This window comes from Catellatospora sp. NPDC049133, from assembly GCF_040648455.1.
GTDB classification, from domain to species: Bacteria; Actinomycetota; Actinomycetes; order Mycobacteriales; family Micromonosporaceae; genus Catellatospora; species Catellatospora aurea.
In genome coordinates, this window is sequence record NZ_JBEZDT010000006.1 from 6,787 (window position 1) to 26,932 (window position 20,146).

Sequence of the window (20,146 nt, forward strand, 5' to 3'; positions counted from 1 at the left end):
CCTCTCTCCCCCTATTTTCCTAGTCGTCGCCCCCCCCCCCCCCCCCACAACTCTTCTAGATCCGTTTCGGGAGCCGGGGGTGAGGCGGGGGAGGGGGGCGGGTAGAACGGTGTGGTGAAGATGCACAGCGAGGTCGGCCGGTGGCGTCGGTGAGGCACGTGTTGGTGACCGGGGCCGCGGGGCGGCTCGGCCGGGCGACACTGGACCTGCTCGCCCGGGAGGGGGTGGCCGCCACGGCGCTCGACCTGCACGATCCCGGCGAGCTGCCGGCCGCGCGGGTCGTGGTGGGCGACACGGGCGACGTGGCGGTGGTCCGGGAGGCGCTGTCGGGCGTGGACGCGGTCGTGCACTGCGCCGCGATTCCCGCGCCGACGCTCGGCACGGCCGAGGAGGTGTTCTGCGGGAACACCCGCAGCACGTTCGTGGTGCTGGAGCAGGCTGCGCAAGCGGGGGTGACCCGGGCGGTGCTGGCCGGCAGCCAGTCCGCGCTCGGTTTCGCCTGGTCGCCGGAGCCGATCGCGCCGCTGTACCTGCCTGTCGACGAGGCGCATCCGCTGCTGGCGGCGGACCCGTACGCGCTGAGCAAGCAGGTCGACGAGCAGATCGGGCAGATGATGGCCCGCCGCTACGGCATGACCGTGGTGACGCTGCGCTTCCCGCTGCTCGGCGGCCTGACCGAGCGCCTGCCCACGTTCGCCTCGCACTACCGCGCCGACCCGGTGCAGGGGGCCAGGTCGCTGTGGGCCTACCTGGAGGACCGCGACGCGGCGACGGCGAACTGGCTGGCGCTGACCCGCCCGTTGTCCGGTGCGCACGAGATCTACGTGGCCGCCCCGATCACGCTGGCGGCGCTGCCGACCGAGGAACTGCTCGACCGGTTCCACCCGGGGGTGCCGCGGCGGGTGGAGTTCCCGGGCCGGACCGTGCCGTTCGACCTGGCCCTGTCCGGCCGCCTGCTGGGCCTGGTCCCGGAGCACCTCTACGCCTGACTTCATAGGTATGCCTTGCCTAATTCATCGCCATGGATGAGAATTCCATTCACGACCTGCGCTGAAAGCGGCCCCGTATTGGCAAGCCGAATGACGTAGGTTAGCCTAACCTAAGTGCTGGCGAGGAGGCTCGCCGGCGATGCTTAGGAACGGAACCGCAATGACAGAACAATCGTTTGGCGGGGACGTCGTCCATGACATCGTGGGCGTGGGATTCGGTCCGTCCAACCTGGCCCTGGCCATCGCCGCCGCGGAGAGTCCCGCTCCGGTCAGCGCGGTCTTCCTGGAGCGGCAGGCGGCCTTCGGGTGGCACCGCGGCATGCTGCTCGACGACGCCACCATGCAGGTCTCGTTCATGAAAGACCTGGTCACCCTGCGCAACCCGGCGAGCCGGTTCAGCTTCCTGTGCTACCTGCACAGCCGCGGCCGCCTGATCGACTTCATCAACCACAAGAGCCTGTACCCGCTGCGGGTGGAGTTCCACGACTACCTGGAATGGGCGGCGGCGCAGGTCGGCGGCATGGTCCGCTACGGCCACGAGGTCGTCGACGTGCACCCGGTGTACGAGCGCGGCCGCGCCGACCACCTGATGGTGGTGGCCCAGGGCCCGCGCACGGCGACGGCGCTTCGCGCCCGCAACGTCGTGTTCGCGACCGGCCTGTCCCCGCGGCTGCCCGACGGCGTCACCCCGTCGGCGCGGGTCTGGCACACCCAGGACCTGCTGCACCAGGTCGGGCAGTGGTCCGGCGCGAAGCGGTTCGTGGTGGTCGGCGCGGGCCAGAGCGCGGCCGAGGCGACCGCGTTCCTGCACGAGCGCTTCCCCGGGGCCGAGGTCTGCGCGTTGTTCTCCCGGTACGGCTACAGCCCCGCCGACGACAGCCCGTTCGCCAACCGCATCTTCGACCCGGGCGCGGTCGACGACTTCTACACCGCGCCGCCGCAGACCAAGCAGCTGCTGCTGGACTACCACCGCAGCACCAACTACTCGGTCGTCGACCTCGACCTCATCAACGACCTCTACCGGCGCGTATACCAGGAGAAGGTGCTCGGCCAGGAGCGGTTGCGCATCCTCAACGCGAGCCGGCTGACCGGCGTGCGCGACGACGGCGACCGAGTCCACGTCGAGGTGTCCTCGCTGCTCACGGGAGAGCTGACGGCGCTGGACGCGGACATCCTGGTGTGCGCCACCGGCTACCGCCAGGCCGATCCGTCGGGCCTGCTCGGTGACCTCGCCGGGCACCTGCGCCGCGACGGCGACGGCCGGCTGGTCGCCGGGCGCGACTACCGGCTGTCCGCCGGGCCCGATCTGGCCTGCGGCGTCTACCTGCAGGGCGGCACGGAGCACTCGCACGGCATCACGTCGTCGCTGCTGTCGGCGACCGCGGTGCGGGCGGGGGAGATCCTTCAGTCCGTTCTCGACCGCCGCGACGGTCCGGCGGCGACGCTCACCGCAGAGGTGCCGGCGCTGATCACCCGCCCGCGAGCGGCCGCGGCGCAACCTGCCGTCCTGGGTGGGGCACTGTGATGATCTGTGCGTAGCACTTCCGTGGCGCTGGGTGTGGCCTGACCGGACGGTGCGGGTCTATGCTTCCGCTGCATACCACGACGGTCAATGGAGGCGTCAGTGTCGCAGGGCGGCGGTCCGGGTGCGGGTGGCGAGGAGGTCGCGCCTCCGGGCGTCGACACGAGCACACCGCACTCGGCACGGATGTACGACTGGTGGCTGGGCGGCAAGGACAACTTCGCCGCGGACCGGGCCATGGGTGACGCGTTCATCCAGGCGATCCCCACCATCAAGACGATGGCCAAGGAGAACCGGAAGTTCCTCGGCCGCGCGGTGAAGCACCTGGTCGCCGACGCGGGCATCCGGCAGTTCCTCGACATCGGCACCGGCATCCCGACCCGGCCCAACCTGCACGAGGACGCGCAGGCCATCGCCCCGGAGACCCGCGTGGTCTACGTGGACAACGACCCGATCGTGCTGGCCCACGCGCGGGCGCTGCTGGTCAGCTCGGAAGAGGGCCGCAGCGAGTACATCCACGCCGACCTGCGCAAGCCGCAGGAGATCCTGTCCGACCCGGCGCTGCTGAGCACGCTCGACCTGGGCAAGCCGGTGGCGCTCATGATGGTCGCGGTGCTGATGCTGCTCAAGGACGACGAGGACCCGTGGGGCCACACCCGCGAGCTGATGGACGCGCTGCCGTCGGGCAGCTACCTCACCATCACCCACCCCGGCCGGGAGTTCGACGAGGAGGCGATGGAGGCCATTCGCTCCTCGGCCGAGCGCGGCGGCATGACGGTCATTCCGCGGACGAAGGTGGACGTGGCCCGGTTCTTCGAGGGCTGGGACCTGGTCGAGCCGGGTGTCGTGCCGGTGATGGCCTGGCACCCGGAGACCGAGCCCGAAGACCCGAACGGCGCGTTCTACTGGGCGGGCATGGCCCGCAAACGCTGACCCGCAGACCCGCCGCGGGGCGGGAGCGGACAACTCGCACCGTTGTCCGCTCCCGCCCCGCGGTGACCTGAGGAGGGTCAGACGTAGCTCAGCGCGTCGATCGACAGGTCGATGAGGTCGCGCCGGGCCACGTAGCGTGCGGTTCTGATCTCGACCTCCGTGCCGCGGGCGGTCGAGGAGCAGCAGATGACGGTCGCGGCGTGGCTGCTGGCGTCGTAGACGATGCCGGCGCGCCACTGGCCGTCGCGGTACACCCAGACCCGGTCGTGGGGCGCGTACGCGTCGGTGGGTACGACGTCCGCCACGGTCCGCTCGTCGGGGTGTGTCTTCGGTGGTGCCATGGATCGGGAGTCCTCCTGTGGGGCCGGAACATTCCGACGTGGCTCGTGCCGCGTGTGCCGGCGACTCCCCACGTCCGTGGACTAGGCCGCCTTCGGTCACACCGCGTAGCGCGACGCGCCCGGGAGGTAGCCGCATCCCGAGAAGGCTGAGCCTGCCGGTCCGGGAGGGGTCCGTGCCGTCTGCCCAGGTGGAGGGGGTAGCGCCAGCCGTTCGGGTGGCAAACGGTAGCGCTTCCATTGACTGTGTTCGCTTAGCCGACCCCATGATGCACGGCTATCCTGTGCAAAAGCAAGCGCTGATGCACGTGCAGATGATCGTGTCATCTGCACGCGGCGGCGTGTCTTCTCTCTGGGGGCGGAGGATCGCGATGACGCACATCCACGGCGGGGCACCGGAGCTCGCCGCGATCGCGTGGCGCAAGAGCGTGCGCAGTGGAGCTGACGGGAACTGTGTCGAGATCGGCCGGCTGCCCGGGGGGTCGGGTTTCGCGCTACGCCATTCGCGGGACCCGCTGGGGCCGGTGCTGCTCTACACGAGGGCGGAGATGAACGCGTTTCTGCTGGGTGTGTACGACGGCGACTTCGACGATCTACTTTCTTGACCGTTGATCCTCGACAGTGCGCCCGCGCTTTGCGACAGTATGCGCAGTAGTGCTGGCGGGCGGGCAGGCGGAGGGCGCACGTATGGCGGCAGACCCGGAGAGTGGGTCGGGCGGCGGTCCTACCGTGCTGCGCATGCTGCTCGGGGCGCAGCTGCGGCGGTTGCGGGAGTCCCGCGGCATCAGCCGGGAGGACGCGGGCTGGCAGATCCGGGCCTCGGAATCGAAGATCAGCCGGATGGAGCTGGGCCGGGTCGGCTTCAAGGAGCGTGACGTCGCCGACCTGCTCACCTATTACGGGGTGACCGACGAGGCCGAGCGGGAGGCGATGGCCGCCCTGGCCCGGCAGGCCAACGAGCCGGGCTGGTGGCACCAGTACGGCGACGTCTACCCGGCGTGGTTCCAGTCCTATCTGGGCCTGGAATCCGCCGCGCAGATCATCCGGACCTACGAGGTGCAGTTCGTGCCCGGTCTGCTGCAGACCGCCGAGTACGCCCGTGCCGTCATCATGCTCGGCCACGGCGGCAAGCCGGAGCCCGAGGTGAGCCGCCGGGTCGAGCTGCGGATGACCCGCCAGCAGATCCTGTACCGGCAGAACCCGCCGCGCCTGTGGGCCGTGGTCGACGAGGCGGCGCTGCGCCGGCCGGTGGGCGGGCGCTCGGTGATGCGCGGGCAGATCGAGGCGCTGCTGAAGGCGGCGAAGCTGCCTACGGTGACCCTGCAGGTGATGACGTTCGCCAAGGGCGGCCACGCCTTCAGCAGCGGCGCGTTCTCGCTGCTGCGCTTTCCCGACCACGACCTGCCCGACGTGGTCTACCTGCAGCAGCTGACCAGCGCGCTCTACCTCGACAAGCGTGAGGACGTCGAGCAGTACGTCACCGTCATGGAGCAGCTGTGCGTCGACGCCTCGCCGCCGCAGGACACCCCCGCGATCCTGGAGGGCATCCTGCGCGACCTCGACTAGCCGGGCGGCTACTCGGCGGGCGGTTCGATCGGCAGCACCACCCGGAAGCGGGTGTCGCCGGGCTGGGACTCGACCCGGATGTCGCCGTGGTGCTTGTTGACCACGATCCGGTACGAGATGTCCAGGCCCAGGCCGGTGCCCTCGCCGACCGGCTTGGTGGTGAAGAACGGCTCGAAGATGCGCGGCCGGATCGCCGGGTCGATACCGGGGCCGGTGTCGCCGATCTCCACGAACACGCAGTTGTTGTCCCGGCCGGTGCGGACGGTCAGCGTGCCGGAGCCGCGCATCGCGCCGAGCGCGTTGTCGATCAGGTTGGTCCACACCTGGTTCAGCTCGGCGGCGTACGCGGGGATCTTCGGCAGGGTCCGGTCCAGCTCCTTGACCACGGTCAGGTCCTTGGTGACCTTCCCGGCGAACATGGCCAGCGTCGCCTTGACCAGCTCGTTGACGTCCACCTCCTGATACGGCGCGCGGTCCAGTTGCGAGTACTGCTTGGCGGCGGCGACCAGGCCGGAGATGCGGGTGACCGAGTCGTCGATCTCGCCCATCAGCAGCTCGGTCTCCAGGGTGTAGGTCAACCAGCGCACCGCGGATTCGAAGTTCTCCGCGCCGACCGTGTCGGACACCTGCTCCAGCCACTCCTCGTCGACGCCGCCCGCGACCAGGGTCGGGGCGATGTCCCACGCGCCGGTGATGTCGCGCTCCTCCAGCCAGTCGGCCAGCGCGTCCTCGGCGTCGGCCGTCTGCACGGGGGTGAGCTGGGCCGCGCCGTCGATCCGCTTGACGGCCTCCTCCTGCAGGTCGACGAGCTGGCGCAGCCGGGTGCCGTCGAGCCGCCCGTCGGCGATCAGCGACAGTTTGTGCCGCATCCCGGCGACGCGCTGGCGCAGCACGGAGGTGGCCCGGACCGCCGCGGCGGCCGGGTTGTTCAGCTCGTGGGTGAGCCCGGCCGACAGCGAGCCCAGGGCCAGCAGGCGTTCGCGCTCGCCGACCAGGGTCTGCATGCTGCGCATGCCGAAGAACAGGCCCTCAAGCAGGTGCATCGCCATCGGGAACCACTCGCGCATGACGGTGCCGAAGTCGTCGGCGGGCAGCACGAAGAACTCGGTGTCGCTGACCGCGAGCAGGGAGTGGACGTACTTCTGCGGGACCCGGTCGCCGAGGTAGGCCTGGGTGGCTCCGGCGTACACGCCGCGCTGGTCGGTGCGGCTGACCTCGATGCTGTCGCCGTGCACCTGGCGGCTGAGCGCGACGGTGCCCGACAGCAGCACGTAGAAGCAGCTGGCCTCGTCGCCCTCGGCGAAGACGGGACCGGCGGGGATGCATTCGATGCGGCCGTGCTCGGCCAGCCAGGCGAGCTGGTCGTCGCTGAGCGATTCGAACAGGAACAGCTCGCGTAGCAGCGCGGGGGTGAGTTCGATGGTCACTGCCCCTCCAAATAACGGTGTACGAGTGAGATGGCCATGGCGCCCTCGCCGACGGCGGAGGCGACGCGCTTGACCGAGTCGGACCGCACGTCACCGGCGGCGAACACGCCCGGCACGCTGGCTTCCAGGTGGTAGGGGTCGCGGTCCAGGCGCCACCCGGTCGGGCGCTTGCCGCCGCTGAGCAGGTCGGGCCCGGTCAGCACGAAGCCGTGCTCGTCGCGGGCCAGCACGCCGTCCAGCCAGTCGGTGCCCGGCTCCGCGCCGATGAAGATGAACAGCCAGGACGCGTCGACCCGGGTCTCTTCGTTCGTGCGGGTGTCGACCAGGGTGAGGTGCTCCAGGTGGTCGTCGCCACCACCTTCTTTGACCTGGGTGTACGGGTGCACGGTGATGTTCTCGATCGCCTCGATCTGGTCGATCAGGTATCGCGACATGGAGCGGCGCAGGTCCTCGCCGCGGATCAGCATGTGCACGCGGCTGGCGTACCGGGAGAAGTAGACGGCGGCCTGGCCGGCCGAGTTCGCCCCGCCGACGATGTAGACGTCCTGGTCCTGGCAGCCGGGCGCCTCGGTGGCGGCCGAGCCGTAGTACACGCCGCGGCCGGTCAGGTCGGCGCAGCCGGGCACGTCGAGCATCCGGTATGACACGCCGGTGGCCAGGACCACGGCGTGCGCGGCGATGCGGCTGCCGTCGGCGAAGTGCACGACCCGGGCCGAGCCGCAGGTCTCCAGGGAGGTGACCTCGCGGGCCGAGAGCAGTTCCGCGCCGAACTTCAGCGCCTGGCGGCGGGCCCGCTCGGTGAGCTGCGCGCCGGAGACGCCGTCGGGGAAGCCGAGGTAGTTCTCGATGCGGCTGCTCTGCCCGGCCTGCCCGCCGGTGGCGCGGCGCTCGACGAGCACGGTGCGCAGGCCCTCGGAGGCGGCGTACACGGCCGAGCCGAGTCCGGCAGGGCCCGCTCCGACGACGATCACGTCGTAGAAGTCGGCGGCCGGGGTGGTGGTCAGGCCGATGTTTCCGGCCAGCTCCGCCTCGTTGGGCTGGACCAGGGTCTTGCCCTCGGCGGTCACCACGAGCGGCACGTCGTCGGCGGTCAGCCCGGCCGCGGCCAGCAGGCGGGCGCCTTCGGGGTCGTCGGCGACGTACCAGCGGAACGGGACCAGGTTGCGGGCGAGGAAGTCGCGAATCTTGTAGGAGTGCGCGGACCAGCGGTGGCCGACCACGCGCAGCTCGGCGGTGGCCGCATCCGGGGTCGCCAGCCAGGACTGCAGCAGGTCGTCCACGACGGGGTAGAGGTGCTCCTCCGGCGGGTTCCACGGCTTGAGCAGGTAGTGGTCCAGGTCGACCAGGTTGATAGCGTTGATCGCCGCGTCGGTGTCGGCGTACGCGGTCAGCAGCACCCGCCGCGCCCGCGGGTAGAGGTCCATCGCCGATTCCAGGAACTCGATGCCGTTCATCTGCGGCATCCGGTAGTCGGCCAGCAGCACGGCGACCTGCTGCCCGCGCAGTTTCAGCTCGCGCAGCGCGTCGAGGGCCTCGCTGCCCGAACTCGCCCGCACCACCCGGTAGTTCTCGCCGTAATGCCGGCGCAGGTCGCGCGCCACCGCGCGGGAGACGTTCGGGTCGTCGTCCACGGTCAGGATCGCCGGAGTGCTCATGTCACCTATCAAACACCTTCGCGGGCCCTTTCCATGGCATCGTGATCACAAGCGCATCACCGGTCACGCCTGTAACTTTCATGCCGCCGCGAGCCGGTCGAGGTCCGCGGCGAGCTGTCCACCGGCCGTGGCGAGCAGTTCGGCGTTCTCCTTCTCCGGGTAGCCGCGCACGGCCGTCTCGGCGACCAGGATCAACCACAGGTAGATCCGGTACAGGGTGAGGCGGGTCTGCTCGTCGGCGGTCAGCGGCCGGCCGAGGAAGCCGCCGATCGCGGCCGCGGCCTGGTCCTCCGGGACCCACGTCGCCAGTGAGACCAGTTCGGCGATCGGGTCGCCGTAGAAGGCCCGCTCGCCGTCGATGACGGCCTCGACCCGCCAGCCGTCGCCGTCGGCCAGCACGAACACGTTGCCGTCCCACAGGTCGAAGTGGACCAGTGCGGGCACGGTCACCGCGTCGAGCAGCGCCGCGTGCCGTACGACCAGCTCGCGGATCTCTCCGGCGGGCCGGGGCAGCGGCCGCTCGGTGGCCGTCGCGTCGGCCAGGATGTCGTCGACGAAGTGCAGGAACGACTCCCGCCAGGACGCCGAGCGGGTGCGCCCGTCGCGGCGCGGGTAGCCGAAGCGCTCGCCGGTGACGGCGGTGACGGCTGCGGCGATACGGCCCAGCTCGTGGCGCACCGCGAGCACGTGCTCGTCGGACATGGTCTGCTTGGCCTGCTCGAAGGAGACGCCGCGCAGCCGTTCCATGACCATGACGCCGCTCTCGGCGTCGGCGTGCCACATCCGCGGCAGCGGCACGCCCGCCGCGGCGGCCCGCTCGAAGAACTCGATCTCGGTGAACATCAGGTCGACCTCGTAGGTCAGCATCGTGATGCCCCGGTCCGGCGCGACCTTCAGCACCACCTCGCGGCCGTCGGCCAGGCGTACGGCGTGGGCGGCGTTGAAGAAGCCGTCGGTGAACTCCTCGTGCCCTTCGACGAGGGCGTGCTCGCCCAGGGTCCGCCGGATCAGGGCGGCGATGTCGGCTTCGGACAGCACGGGCTTGGTGATGCTGCGCATGGGCCGATCATGGTGGGAGAGCGCTTCCAGAAGCAAGGCCGTCGGAGACGGCGGCGGCAGGGATTGACGCAAACTGTTGCGTCCGGGTTTCGGGAGCCTTACGCTCCAACACAAATGGGAGCGCTCCCGTTCACTGTCGTCGATGTATGGTCCATCTCGGATGGTCGGCGACAGGGGCGGGAAGCGGGTGGCCCGCCTCGGCGGGACGCCTGTGCCACCCCCGGTGCCCGCCGGGGGCGCGGGTTCTGTCCGGCCGTGGCTGGGAGCGCTCCCGACCTGCGGCGGCCACCGATCACCGCCGCACCACCGCTTCCGGGAGGTTCTCATGGCACTCACTCCGAAGGCGGGGATACGCAGACGACTGCGCATCCCCCTCGTGCTGGCCACGATGGCCACCATGCTGGCGGCCGGCGCGGCCGTGCTCGCTCCGACCACCGCCTCCGCCGCGGTGCCGGAGAAGGACTGGCTGCACGTCCAGGGCAACAAGGTCGTCGACGAGGCCGGCAACGAGGTGTGGCTGACCGGCGTCAACTGGTTCGGCTTCAACGCCTCCGAGCGGGTCTTCCACGGCCTGTGGTCGGGCAACATCACCACCATCACCAAGGGCATGGCCGACCGCGGCATCAACCTGGTCCGCGTGCCGATCTCCACCCAGCTGCTGCTGGAGTGGAAGAACGGCCAGACGGTCGCCGCGCCCAACGTGAACACGTACGCCAACCCCGAGCTGGCCGGCAAGAACAACCTGCAGATCTGGGACTACTGGCTGCAGCTGTGCGAGCAGTACGGCATCAAGGTCATGCTCGACGTGCACAGCGCGGAGGCGGACAACTCCGGCCACATCCACCCGGTGTGGTGGAAGGGCTCGATCACGGTCGAGCAGTTCTACCAGGCGTGGGAGTGGGTGACCAACCGGTACAAGAACAACGACACCATCGTCGCGATGGACATCAAGAACGAGCCGCACGGCACCCCGAACTCCCCGCCGCGGGCCAAGTGGGACAACAGCACCGACCAGGACAACTTCAAGTACACCTGCGAGACCGCGGGCAAGCGCATCCTGGCGATCAACCCCAACGTGCTGATCCTGTGCGAGGGCATCGAGGTCTACCCGCGTCCCGGTGAGACCTGGAGCTCCCCGAACACCGACCCGGACCTGTCGCCGAACTACTTCTACAACTGGTGGGGCGGCAACCTGCGCGGCGTGCGCGACTACCCGATCAACCTCGGGGCCAACCAGGACCAGCTGATGTACTCCCCGCACGACTACGGCCCGCTGGTCTACGAGCAGCCGTGGTTCCAGGGCACGTTCGACAAGACCTCGCTGACCAACGACGTGTGGCGGCCGAACTGGTTCTACATCCACGAGGACGGCATCGCGCCGCTGCTGATCGGCGAGTGGGGCGGCCGGCTCGCCCAGGACGCCCGCCAGGACAAGTGGATGACCGCCCTGCGTGACCTGATCGTGCAGTACCGCCTGCACCAGACGTTCTGGGTGCTCAACCCGAACTCCGGCGACACCGGTGGCCTGCTGCTCGACGACTGGGCCACCTGGGACACCACCAAGTACAACCTGCTCAAGCCGGCGCTGTGGCAGCACCAGGGCAAGTTCGTCAGCCTCGACCACCAGGTCCGGCTCGGCGGCGCGACCAGCACCACCGGCTACAACCTCGCCGACGTGTACGGCGGCGGAGGCACCGGCGGCGACACCATCGCCCCGTCCGCGCCCGGCAACCCGTCGGTCACCGGCGTCACCAGCAGCTCGGTGTCGCTGACCTGGGGCGCGGCCACCGACAACGTCGGCGTGACGGCGTACGAGGTCTACCGCGCCGGGACCAAGGTCGCCACGGTCTCCGGGCGCACCTACACCGACACCGGGCTGGCCGCGTCGACCGCGTACCAGTACACGGTGCGGGCCAGGGACGCCGCGGGCAACGTGTCGGCGGCCTCGGCAGCGGTCACCGGCACCACGTCCGGGGGCGGCGGTGGCGGCAGCGGCTGCACGGCCACCCTGCTGGTGACCGGCTCCTGGCAGGGCGGCATGCAGGCGGAGGTGACCGTCAAGAACACCAGCACCATGACGTCGGCCGCCTGGTCCGTCGTGCTGAACATCCCCAGCACGCTGACCATCGCCAACCTGTGGAACGGCAACCGGACCGGCAGCACCGTCACCAACGCGCCGCACAACGGCACGCTGGCCCCGTCGGCGAGCACGTCCTTCGGGTTCGTGGCCAACGGCACCGGCACGGTCACCGTGACCAGCTGCGCCCTGGCTGTTCCGTGATCGTCGACCGGCCGGCGGCGGACCCCTCTCCGCTGCCGGCCGGTCCCGCAGTATGACGCGGCCCGGCCGGTCCGCCCCTGATCCGGGGTCCGGCCGGGCCGCCCGGCCCGCGGAGCGCGCGTCCTCCCGGCGCGTTCCGCGGGCGCCGACCGTCCAGCCGATCACTGGAGTCACCGTTGACATCTCCCCCAGCTGAAGCAGGGGTATTCGACCCTCGCGGGTGGAACTTTCTGCTTCACAGCCCGTTGCCGACCTGGGTTACCAGCAAGGGACGGTGTACCGCCCATCGGTCTTACACAGGCTCCACAGACCTGACTTCCCGCCAGCCCGGCGGTAGGCCCGGCCAGCTTGGTTTTCGCCGACCAGGCCACAACAAATTAGCACACCTGTTCCCTTCTGTGACGCCGGTGGACGCCGGATTCGCCCTGACGGCGAACCGGCTTTTCCTGCCCTGCTCCGCAGGGGATCCGTTTCCTCTCCGGCCTGGATGCCGGAGTATCCACGGAGGCATGCGATGAAACGTCCCCTGTCCCGGCGGCTGCGCCTGGTGCTCGCCGCCGCGACCGCCGCCGTTCTGCTTCCGCTGCCCGCCGCGCCCGCGGCGGCCGACTTCGACACCAGCCCGGTCCGGGTCAACCAGATCGGCTACCTCACCGGCGCGGACAAGATCGCCACGGTGGTCGCCACCGGCGGCGCGCGTGCCTGGCAGGTGCGCCAGGCTTCCGGCGGCGCGACCGTCGCCTCCGGCGCCACCACCGTGTACGGCAGCGACCGCGCCTCCGGCGACACCGTGCAGCAGGCCGACTTCAGCGCCCTGAGCACACCGGGCGACTACGTGCTGTGGGTCGACGGCGTCGGCACCAGCGTGCCGTTCACGATCTCGGCGTCCTCGCTCTACCCGGCCCTGGGCCGCGAGGCGATGCAGTACTTCTACTTCCACCGCATGGGCGCCGCCGTCGACGGCCAGTTCCTGCAGAACAGCGGGCACGCCCACGCCGCCCTGCACCCCGGCGACGAGTCGGTGCCCTGCTACAACAGCTGGTGCGGCAGCCAGCGGCTGAACGTGCGCTACTCCTGGGCCGACGCCGGCGACTTCGGCATCTACGCGGTCAACCACGCGGTGTCCGCGTGGACGCTGCTCAACCTGCTGGAGCGGGAGCCGGCCGCGTACGGCGACGGGTCGCTGCCGATCCCGGAGCGGGCCAACGGGCGGCCGGACATCCTGGACGAGGTCGAGTTCGGCTCGCGCTGGATGGCGGGCCTGCTGCCCTCGACCGGCCTGGCCTCGCACAAGGTGCACAACCACGCCTGGAGCGCGTTCCCGGTGACCTCGGTCGACGCCGAGAACGGGCTGGCCCGCTCGGCGATGGGGCCGTCGACGAACGCCACGTACGCGGTGGCGCGGACCAACGCGCAGCTCGCGCGGGTGCTGGCGCCGTACGACGCGTCGCGGGCGGCGACGCTGTGGGGCATCGCCAGGGACGCCTGGACCAGGGCCGAGGCGCAGCCGAACGTGGACTACAACACGACCTCCGACGCCGAGGGCGGCGGCGACTACGGCGACACGAAGAACAGCGACGACCGGTACGCGGCCGCCGCCGAGCTGTACCTGACCGCGCTCAAGCGCGGCGACTCGGCCGTGTCCGGCTACCGCACCGCGGTGACCGGCTCGCCGCACTACCGGGAGATGGGGCAGTTCGACTGGGCCGAGGTCGCCGCGACCGGCACCCTGTCGCTGGTCAGCGTGACCAACGACCTACCCGCCGCGGACCTGGCCACGATGCGCGGCAACGTGCGCTCCTTCGCGGACCAGATCGTCACGACGCTGCGGGGCGAGGGCTATCCGTCGCTGATCGGCGGCGCGTCGGCGTACCCGTGGGGCTCGAACTCGTTCATCGCCAACCGGATGCTGGTGCTCGGGGTGGCCTATGACGACTCCGGCAGCCTGACCTACCTCAAGGCGATGAACCGGGCCATGGACTACCTGATGGGCAACAACGCGATGCGCCTGTCGTACGTCACCGGCTACGGCGAATACGCCGAGACCGACCTGCACGACCGCTGGGCGTGGGGGAAGTATCCAGGGATCGCGTACCCGAAGGGCTGGCTGGCCGGCGGGCCGAACAACGAGCTGATCAACGACCCGGCCACGCCCACCGGCCGGCCGGCGGCCAAGTCGTACGCGGGCAAGAACACCGCGCCCGACGCGTGGGGCTCCAAGGAGAACACGGTCAACTGGAACGCCCCGCTGGTCTGGGTGGCCACCCACCTCGATCGCAACACGGCCGACCTGACCGGCGGCACGCCGCCGGTGGACGTCACGCCGCCGACCGTGCCGGGCAACCCACGGGTCACCGGCACGTCGGCGACCTCGATCTCGCTGGCCTGGGACGCGTCCACCGACAACGTCGGGGTCGTCGGCTACGACGTGTACCGCGGCACGGTCAAGGTGGGCGCCCCGACCGGCACCTCCTATACCGACACCGGTCTTACCCCGTCCACGGCGTACACGTACACGGTGCGTGCGCGCGACGCGGGCGGCAACGTCTCGACGGCATCGTCGACGGTGACCGGGACGACTCAGGGCGGCGACGTGGTGCCGCCCGCGACACCGGCGAACCTGCGGGTCACCGCGACGGGCAGCGACTCGGTCACCATCGCCTGGGACGCGGTGCAGACGGCCGTGAGCTACGCGGTGCGGCGCGGCAGCGTGCAGGTCGCCGTGGTGACGGGCACGTCGTACACCGACACCGGGCTGAGCCCGAGCACGGCGTACACGTACACCGTGCAGGCCCGCAACGCCGCCGGTGACGCCTCGGCGTGGTCCGGTCCGATCACCGCGACCACGTCCGCGCCACCTGCCGGGGGCGGGCTGACCGTGCGGTACAGGAACAACGACGGCTCGCCGACCGACAACTCGATCCGGTTCGGGCTCCAGGTCGTCAACAGCGGCACGTCCGCGACCGGGCTGAGCACGGTCACCGCCCGCTACTACCTGACCCGTGACGGGTCGGCGGGTGTGACGGCGTACTGCGACTGGGCCCAGCTCGGCTGCGCGAACGTGCGCACCACCGTGGTGAACCTGGCCACCCCGGTCGCCGGGGCGGACACCTACGTCGAGGTCGCGTTCACCGGCGGCACGCTCGCCGCGGGCGCGTCGACCGGGGAGATCCAGCTGCGCCTGCACAAGGCCGACTGGAGCCCGTTCAACGAGGTCGGTGACTACAGCCGGGGCGCCAACACGGCGTTCGCGGACGCGCCCACCATCCCCGGATACGTCAGCGGCGTGCTCTCCTGGGGCACCCCGCCCGCGTGACCGGTCCGCCCGGGGCTCCCCCCGCCAGGGGAGCCCCGGGCACCTGCGTTCGCCGGTCCGTGCACTGCGCCCGACGAAGGCCGCTGACCTGCATCTTTCCGGTGAATCACCGGTGCGGCCCGTTCGTTTTCCGGTCACAACCCCGCACAATGGACACGTTGCTGCCGGCCCATCCGGGGCGGGCACGTGCCCTCGGGAGTGTTCATGCGGCTCCGAGCCCGCCGTACCGGCGCAGTCCTCACCGTCCTCACCGTCCTCGCCGCCGCGACCGCGGCCCTCGCCCCCGTCGGCGCGCCCGCGGCCGTGCTGTCCGCGGCCAACGCGGTCGTGGTGTGGAACCAGCACACCGAGGACACGATCCGCAACGCCGGCCCCTTCGTGCCGCACGTCGCCCTGATCAACCGCGCCATGGTGCACGGCGCCGTCTACGACGCGGTCAACGGCATCACCCGCACCCACCGGCCGTACCTGGTGCAGGTCGAAGCCCAGCCCGGCGACTCGGTGGACGCCGCCGCGGCCACCGCCGCGTTCCGTTTGCTGAAGCACCTGTTCCCGGCCCAGTCGGCGGCGTTGCAGACCAAGTACGACGCCGCGCTCGCGGCCGTGCCCGACGGGCCCGCCAAGCTGGGCGGCATCACCGACGGCGAGCAGGCCGCGACCGCGATGATCACGGCGCGCACCGGCGACGGGCGCGGCGGCCCGGCCGACGTGGTCATCGGCACCGAGCCGGGCCAGTGGCGGCCCACGCCGCCCGCGTTCGCGATCGACCCGGCGCCCTGGGCGGGCAACGTGAAACCGTTCCTGGTCCCCGACGTCGCGGCACTGCGCTCGGACGGCCCCAACGCATTGACCAGTGCGGATTACACCGAGGACTTCAACGAGGTCAAGTCGGTCGGTTCACGGACCAGTACCACGCGCACCGCGGACCAGACCGACGCCGCCCGCTGGTGGGCCGCGGTGCCGCAGGAGGCGATGCTGCGCGCGCTGGCCACCGGCCACAACCTGTCCGCCGCCGACAGCGCCCGCCTGTTCGCCCAGGTCGGCATGTCCACCGCGGACGCCGTCATCGCCTGCCACAACGACAAGGCGCACTGGAAGTCCTGGCGGCCGGTCACCGCGATCCACGAGGCCGCGAACGACGGCAACCCGGCCACCGACCCCGACCCGTCCTGGGTTCCGCTGCTGGACACCCCGCCCTGGTACGAGCACTCGTCCGGGCACTCCTGCAACATCTCCGCCTGGTCCTACGCGCTGACCGACTTCTTCGGCACCGACCAGGTCGCCTTCTCCGGCTTCAACGCGGTCACCGGCACCACCCGCAGCTTCACCCGCTTCTCCGAGGCCCGCAAGGAGATCATCGACGCCCGGGTGTGGGCGGGCATCCACTTCCGCACCGCCGACCACCACGGCGCGGTCATCGGCAAGAAGGTCGCCTTCTACGGTGCCAAGCACTACTTCCAGCCGGCGCCCTGAGCCGCGGCGTCACTCGCGGGGCCGGTTCTCCGCCGGCCCCATCGCCGCCGCCAGGTGGCGCGCGGTGTCGATCAGCGGCACGTGGCTGAACGCCTGCGGGAAGTTGCCGACCTGGCGGCGCGCGTCGGTGTCGTACTCCTCGGCCAGCAGCCCCACGTCGTTGCGCAGACCGAGCAGCCGTTCGAACACCTCGCGGGCCTCGTCCACGCGGCCCATCAGGGCGTAGTTCTGGGCCAGCCAGAACGTGCAGGCCAGGAACGCGCCCTCGCCCGGTGGCAGGCCGTCCACCGCCGACCCGGGGTGCTGGGTGTAGCGCTGCACGAAGCCGTCGCGCATCAGCTCCCGCTCGATCGCGGCGACGGTGCCGCGCACCCGCTCGTCGGTCGCGGGCAGGAAGCCGACCAGCGGCATCATCAGCAGTGACGCGTCCAGTTCGGCGGAGCCGTAGAACTGGGTGAACGTCTTGCGGCGCGGGTCGTAGCCCTGGTCGAGGATGTCGGCCCGGATCCGCCGGCACAGGTCGCGCCAGTGCTCCACCGGGCCGGTCTGGCCGAACTGCTCGGCGGCCTTGACCGCGCGGTCGGCGGCGACCCAGGCCATCAGCTTGGAATGGGTGAACTGCCGCGCGCCGCCGCGGACCTCCCAGATGCCGTCGTCGGGCCGGGTCCAGTTCTCCGACACGAAGCTCATCAGCGCGCGCTGCAGGTCCCAGGTGTGCTGGTCGTACTCCAGCCCGGCCTTGCGGGCCTGGTGCAGCGCGTCCATGACCTCGCCGTACACGTCGAGCTGGAACTGCTCGGAGGCGGCGTTGCCGATGCGGACCGGGCTGCCGCAGTAACCGGGCAGCCAGTCCGCGATGCGCTCGGTGAGCAGGCGCTCGCCCGCCACGCCGTACATGATCTGCAGCTGGGACGGGTCGCCGGCGATCGCCCGCAGCAGCCAGGCCCGCCAGGCCCGCGCCTCGTCGACGAACCCGGCGTACATCAGCGACTGCAGGGTGATGGTGGCGTCGCGCAGCCAGCAATAGCGGTAGTCCCAGTTGCGCACCCCGCCAAGCTCCTCGGGCAGCGAGGTGGTCGCCGCCGCGACGATGCCGCCGGTCGGGCCGTAGGTGAGGCCCTTCAGGGTGAGCAGCGAGCGGATCACGGCTTCGCGCCACGGCCCGTCGTAGGCGCAGCCCGCGATCCACTCCTCCCAGTACGAGACGGTGCCCTCCAGGGCCACGATCGGGTCGACCGGGTGCGGCGTGGGCAGGTGCGACTCGCGCCAGGTCAGCACGAACGGGACGTGGAACCCCGCGCCGACGCTGAAGTCGGCGACCGTGGCCAGGTTCTCCCCGTGCAGCGCGACCGGGGTGCGCAGCCACACCGCGTCCGGCCCGGCGATGGCCACCGTGTCGGCGTCCATGCGGCGCACCCAGGGCACGACGTGCCCGTAGTCGAAGCGCAGCCGCAGGTCCATGCGCATCGGCACCCGGCCGTGCACGCCCTCGACGATGCGCACGACGTCGGCGGCCTCGCCGCGCGGCGGCATGAAGTCGACCAGCCGCACGGTGCCCTCGTCGGTGTCGAACTCCGTCTCCAGTACCAGGGTGTCGCCGCGGTAGCGCCGCCGCACCGCGCGCACCGGGGTCGCGGGTGCGATCTGCCAGCGGCCGTGTTCGGGGGTGCCGAGCAGCGCCGCGAAGATCGCGCCGGAGTCGAAGCGGGGCAGGCAGAGCCAGTCGATCGACCCGTCGTTGCCGACGAGCGCCGCGGTCTGGGTGTCGCCGATGACCGCGTAGTCCTCGATGCGCAGGGGCATGGCATCGACGGTACCCGGGCGGCGGCCGCCGAAACGGTTCCGATGGCGACCGTGTCTGAGTCCGCTTGTCGGCAGATCATACGACTTGAGCGAATGCTCAAATAGCGCTGTCCGCTGTCTTGGTCGAGTGTTCAAACAGCACGCCGCCCCTTTTCGGGGCGATCGTCCCCGGGTGCGGCTGGACCAGCGCCAGGGCAACACCGCCGTCTGCGGTCACTGCGCGCTTAAGCAGGTGACGCCGGGCGGTGGCCGGTCCCGGACCGCCACACCCGTCGGCCCGGCCACCACGAACGGCGCAGCGATCGACCGCATCCGACCGTCCGACCCGCTCACCGCCAACCGCCTGCCGCCGGCCAGACGGCGTACCAGCACGTGCCAGCGCCGCGGCACCGGACACGGCCGTGTGCTGGCAACGAGCTCAGCAGCAGACCGAGCTCCTGCACCACCAACCCGCCACCATGCACATCGGACACGCGATCAGGCTGAACACCCGGTACGACAACATCCGCCGGTACACCATCGACCGGGCATCCAGCCCAAGGCCGACCCCCTTCCGCGACCACCCAACTCATCGCGACGAACCAAAACTCCTAAAATCCGGACCCGGGCCACTGAACACACTCGCGTATACCAGAGTTCACGGAGCGAAAGCTGTTATGAATCCCGGCCCGTTCGTCGCCCTGGCCATCAGCGACGCGGCGACCACGTGCCTGACCGGCCGCAACGGGCTGGTGAACCGCTACCGACGGGTCCAGGTGCTCGGCGCCGGCAACCTGGCCGGCCTCGCCGAACCCGCCGACCAGAGCGGCTGGACCACCGACCCGGTCCGCTGACCGCGACACCGGGCCGCCTGTCAGCGGCCCGGTGTCAGCAGGACCACCCGGGAGTCCACGTTGAGCACATGCCCGCCGCCCAGCATGGACAGCGGTTCGGGCCAGTGCACGTGGCCGCAGACGGTCAGCGGCGGCGCGGCCTGGCGCACCCGCTCGCCGAGCACGGCGTTGCCGCGCTGGTCCGGCCGCGCCCCTGCCGGGCCTTCGTGCAGCACGAGCAGGTCGGGCGCCGTGGCGAGGGCGCGGTCGAGGCGGGCGAGCTGGTCGCGTTCGGCGCGCCGGCCCGGCCGGGCGGGATCGCCGATGATGCCGCTCACCCCGGCGAAGCGCACACCCGCGTGTACGACCGCGTCGCCGTCCAGCGGTGTCGGGGCCGGGTCGAGACCGGCCAGATCGGACGGCGCGAGCACGTCGTGGTTGCCGAGCACCCCGGTGACGAGGCGGCATCCTGCGGCGGCGAAGGCGAGCCAGACGTCGGCGACGTCACCGCTCGCGCCGCGTACGTCGGCGGTCGGCGCGGAGTAGAGGTCACCGGCGAGCACCACGACGAGCCGGTCCGGCGGTGGCACGAGGCCCTGCTCCGCCCAGCCGGCCAGGTGCTCGGCGAGCGCGACCCCGAGCAGCACGGATGCGCCTTGGAGCGGCGACGGGGCGACACCCTGCAGGTCACCGGCGACGAGGACGGCCTCGCAGCCGTCGGGCACCCGGGTGACGGCGAGCCGGTGCACGGGCAGCCGCACCGACTCGGTGCCGCCGCCCGACCGGGCCTGCCGGTAGGCCAGACCTGTCACGGTCGTCAGCTCGTCTCCGGTCACCTGCATCGCCTGACCGTAGCGGGCGCCGGGCCCGGGGGCACATCTGCCGGAACGCTTACATCTATTTTGATGTGGTCACATCAAAATAGATGTAACCGCCGCACGCGGGTGTTGTCGCCGCAGTGAACCACCCCGC

The 20,146-nt window shown here is 71.0% G+C and carries 15 protein-coding genes; 9 read left to right on the plus strand and 6 right to left on the minus strand.

The window, feature by feature from the left end; translation table 11 throughout:
- The first annotated feature begins 149 nt into the window (after nt 1–149).
- The 3 genes from AB0B35_RS07960 (at nt 150) to AB0B35_RS07970 (ending at nt 3,444) form a co-directional block, all read left to right on the plus strand.
- A complete protein-coding gene (locus AB0B35_RS07960; protein ID WP_361042207.1) occupies nt 150–989 on the plus strand; it encodes an NAD(P)-dependent oxidoreductase in 840 nt (279 codons plus the stop codon).
- 160 nt (nt 990–1,149) lie between these two features.
- Nucleotides 1,150–2,514, plus strand: a complete 1,365-nt coding sequence (locus AB0B35_RS07965) for a lysine N(6)-hydroxylase/L-ornithine N(5)-oxygenase family protein (protein WP_361042210.1) — start codon at nt 1,150–1,152, stop codon at nt 2,512–2,514.
- Between the two features lie 87 nt (nt 2,515–2,601).
- The gene (locus tag AB0B35_RS07970) at nt 2,602–3,444 is read left to right on the plus strand and encodes an SAM-dependent methyltransferase (RefSeq protein WP_361042212.1); all 843 of its coding nucleotides are present in this window, start codon (nt 2,602–2,604) and stop codon (nt 3,442–3,444) included.
- Nucleotides 3,445–3,521: 77 nt separating this feature from the next.
- Here the strand turns inward: AB0B35_RS07970 and AB0B35_RS07975 are convergent, their stop codons facing one another.
- Nucleotides 3,522–3,785, minus strand: coding sequence for a hypothetical protein (locus AB0B35_RS07975; protein ID WP_360525437.1), 264 nt, complete (start codon nt 3,783–3,785; stop codon nt 3,522–3,524).
- Between the two features lie 368 nt (nt 3,786–4,153).
- Here AB0B35_RS07975 and AB0B35_RS07980 point away from each other — a divergent pair, with 368 nt between their 5' ends.
- A complete protein-coding gene (locus AB0B35_RS07980) occupies nt 4,154–4,387 on the plus strand; it encodes a DUF397 domain-containing protein (RefSeq protein ID WP_203698181.1) in 234 nt (77 codons plus the stop codon).
- A gap of 82 nt (nt 4,388–4,469) precedes the next feature.
- Nucleotides 4,470–5,348 carry a helix-turn-helix transcriptional regulator gene (locus tag AB0B35_RS07985; protein ID WP_361042214.1) on the plus strand — a complete coding sequence of 293 codons (879 nt, stop codon included), beginning with the start codon at nt 4,470–4,472 and terminating at the stop codon, nt 5,346–5,348.
- 8 nt (nt 5,349–5,356) lie between these two features.
- Here the strand turns inward: AB0B35_RS07985 and AB0B35_RS07990 are convergent, their stop codons facing one another.
- From AB0B35_RS07990 to AB0B35_RS08000, 3 genes are all read right to left on the minus strand, one after another.
- Entirely contained in the window at nt 5,357–6,775 is a 1,419-nt protein-coding gene (locus AB0B35_RS07990) for an ATP-binding protein (RefSeq protein ID WP_361042217.1), read from the minus strand.
- Nucleotides 6,772–8,430: an FAD-dependent oxidoreductase gene (locus AB0B35_RS07995; RefSeq protein ID WP_361042220.1), complete on the minus strand. Its 1,659-nt coding sequence runs from the start codon at nt 8,428–8,430 to the stop codon at nt 6,772–6,774. The genes AB0B35_RS07990 and AB0B35_RS07995 overlap by 4 nt, the downstream gene beginning before the upstream one ends.
- A gap of 78 nt (nt 8,431–8,508) precedes the next feature.
- Nucleotides 8,509–9,489, minus strand: a complete 981-nt coding sequence (locus AB0B35_RS08000; RefSeq protein WP_361042222.1) for an aminoglycoside phosphotransferase family protein — start codon at nt 9,487–9,489, stop codon at nt 8,509–8,511.
- Nucleotides 9,490–9,877: 388 nt separating this feature from the next.
- On the opposite strand from AB0B35_RS08000, the gene AB0B35_RS08005 reads away from it, so the two are divergent.
- The 3 genes from AB0B35_RS08005 to AB0B35_RS08015 all read left to right on the plus strand — a co-directional run bounded on the left by AB0B35_RS08005 (nt 9,878) and on the right by AB0B35_RS08015 (nt 16,559).
- Nucleotides 9,878–11,770 carry a cellulase family glycosylhydrolase gene (locus tag AB0B35_RS08005; RefSeq protein WP_361042848.1) on the plus strand — a complete coding sequence of 631 codons (1,893 nt, stop codon included), beginning with the start codon at nt 9,878–9,880 and terminating at the stop codon, nt 11,768–11,770.
- 514 nt (nt 11,771–12,284) lie between these two features.
- A complete protein-coding gene (locus tag AB0B35_RS08010; RefSeq protein ID WP_361042224.1) occupies nt 12,285–15,086 on the plus strand; it encodes a glycoside hydrolase family 9 protein in 2,802 nt (933 codons plus the stop codon).
- A gap of 204 nt (nt 15,087–15,290) precedes the next feature.
- Nucleotides 15,291–16,559 carry a vanadium-dependent haloperoxidase gene (locus tag AB0B35_RS08015; RefSeq protein WP_361042226.1) on the plus strand — a complete coding sequence of 423 codons (1,269 nt, stop codon included), beginning with the start codon at nt 15,291–15,293 and terminating at the stop codon, nt 16,557–16,559.
- A 9-nt stretch (nt 16,560–16,568) separates the two neighbouring features.
- Here AB0B35_RS08015 and AB0B35_RS08020 read toward each other — a convergent pair whose 3' ends face one another.
- Complete coding sequence (locus AB0B35_RS08020) at nt 16,569–18,362, minus strand: glycoside hydrolase family 15 protein (RefSeq protein WP_361042228.1); 1,794 nt, start codon at nt 18,360–18,362, stop codon at nt 16,569–16,571.
- A gap of 656 nt (nt 18,363–19,018) precedes the next feature.
- Between AB0B35_RS08020 and AB0B35_RS08025 the strand changes: the two genes are divergently transcribed.
- On the plus strand, nt 19,019–19,195 hold the full coding sequence (locus tag AB0B35_RS08025) for a hypothetical protein (RefSeq protein ID WP_361042231.1): 177 nt from the start codon (nt 19,019–19,021) through the stop codon (nt 19,193–19,195).
- A gap of 20 nt (nt 19,196–19,215) precedes the next feature.
- Here the strand turns inward: AB0B35_RS08025 and AB0B35_RS08030 are convergent, their stop codons facing one another.
- Complete coding sequence (locus tag AB0B35_RS08030; protein ID WP_361042234.1) at nt 19,216–20,016, minus strand: metallophosphoesterase; 801 nt, start codon at nt 20,014–20,016, stop codon at nt 19,216–19,218.
- Between the last annotated feature and the right edge of the window lie 130 nt (nt 20,017–20,146).

Bases quoted from the DNA above. Each gene is read 5' to 3' on its own strand.
- AB0B35_RS08000 (WP_361042222.1), bottom strand. From the start codon at position 9,489: ATGCGCAGCATCACCAAGCCCGTGCTGTCCGAAGCCGACATCGCCGCC.
- AB0B35_RS08020 (WP_361042228.1), bottom strand. From the start codon at position 18,362: ATGCCCCTGCGCATCGAGGACTACGCGGTCATCGGCGACACCCAGACC.
- AB0B35_RS07985 (WP_361042214.1), top strand. From the start codon at position 4,470: ATGGCGGCAGACCCGGAGAGTGGGTCGGGCGGCGGTCCTACCGTGCTG.
- AB0B35_RS08025 (WP_361042231.1), top strand. From the start codon at position 19,019: ATGAATCCCGGCCCGTTCGTCGCCCTGGCCATCAGCGACGCGGCGACC.
- AB0B35_RS08005 (WP_361042848.1), top strand. From the start codon at position 9,878: ATGGCCACCATGCTGGCGGCCGGCGCGGCCGTGCTCGCTCCGACCACC.
- AB0B35_RS07995 (WP_361042220.1), bottom strand. From the start codon at position 8,430: ATGAGCACTCCGGCGATCCTGACCGTGGACGACGACCCGAACGTCTCC.
- AB0B35_RS08010 (WP_361042224.1), top strand. From the start codon at position 12,285: ATGAAACGTCCCCTGTCCCGGCGGCTGCGCCTGGTGCTCGCCGCCGCG.
- AB0B35_RS08030 (WP_361042234.1), bottom strand. From the start codon at position 20,016: ATGCAGGTGACCGGAGACGAGCTGACGACCGTGACAGGTCTGGCCTAC.
- AB0B35_RS07970 (WP_361042212.1), top strand. From the start codon at position 2,602: ATGGAGGCGTCAGTGTCGCAGGGCGGCGGTCCGGGTGCGGGTGGCGAG.
- AB0B35_RS07980 (WP_203698181.1), top strand. From the start codon at position 4,154: ATGACGCACATCCACGGCGGGGCACCGGAGCTCGCCGCGATCGCGTGG.
- AB0B35_RS07975 (WP_360525437.1), bottom strand. From the start codon at position 3,785: ATGGCACCACCGAAGACACACCCCGACGAGCGGACCGTGGCGGACGTC.
- AB0B35_RS08015 (WP_361042226.1), top strand. From the start codon at position 15,291: ATGCGGCTCCGAGCCCGCCGTACCGGCGCAGTCCTCACCGTCCTCACC.
- AB0B35_RS07965 (WP_361042210.1), top strand. From the start codon at position 1,150: ATGACAGAACAATCGTTTGGCGGGGACGTCGTCCATGACATCGTGGGC.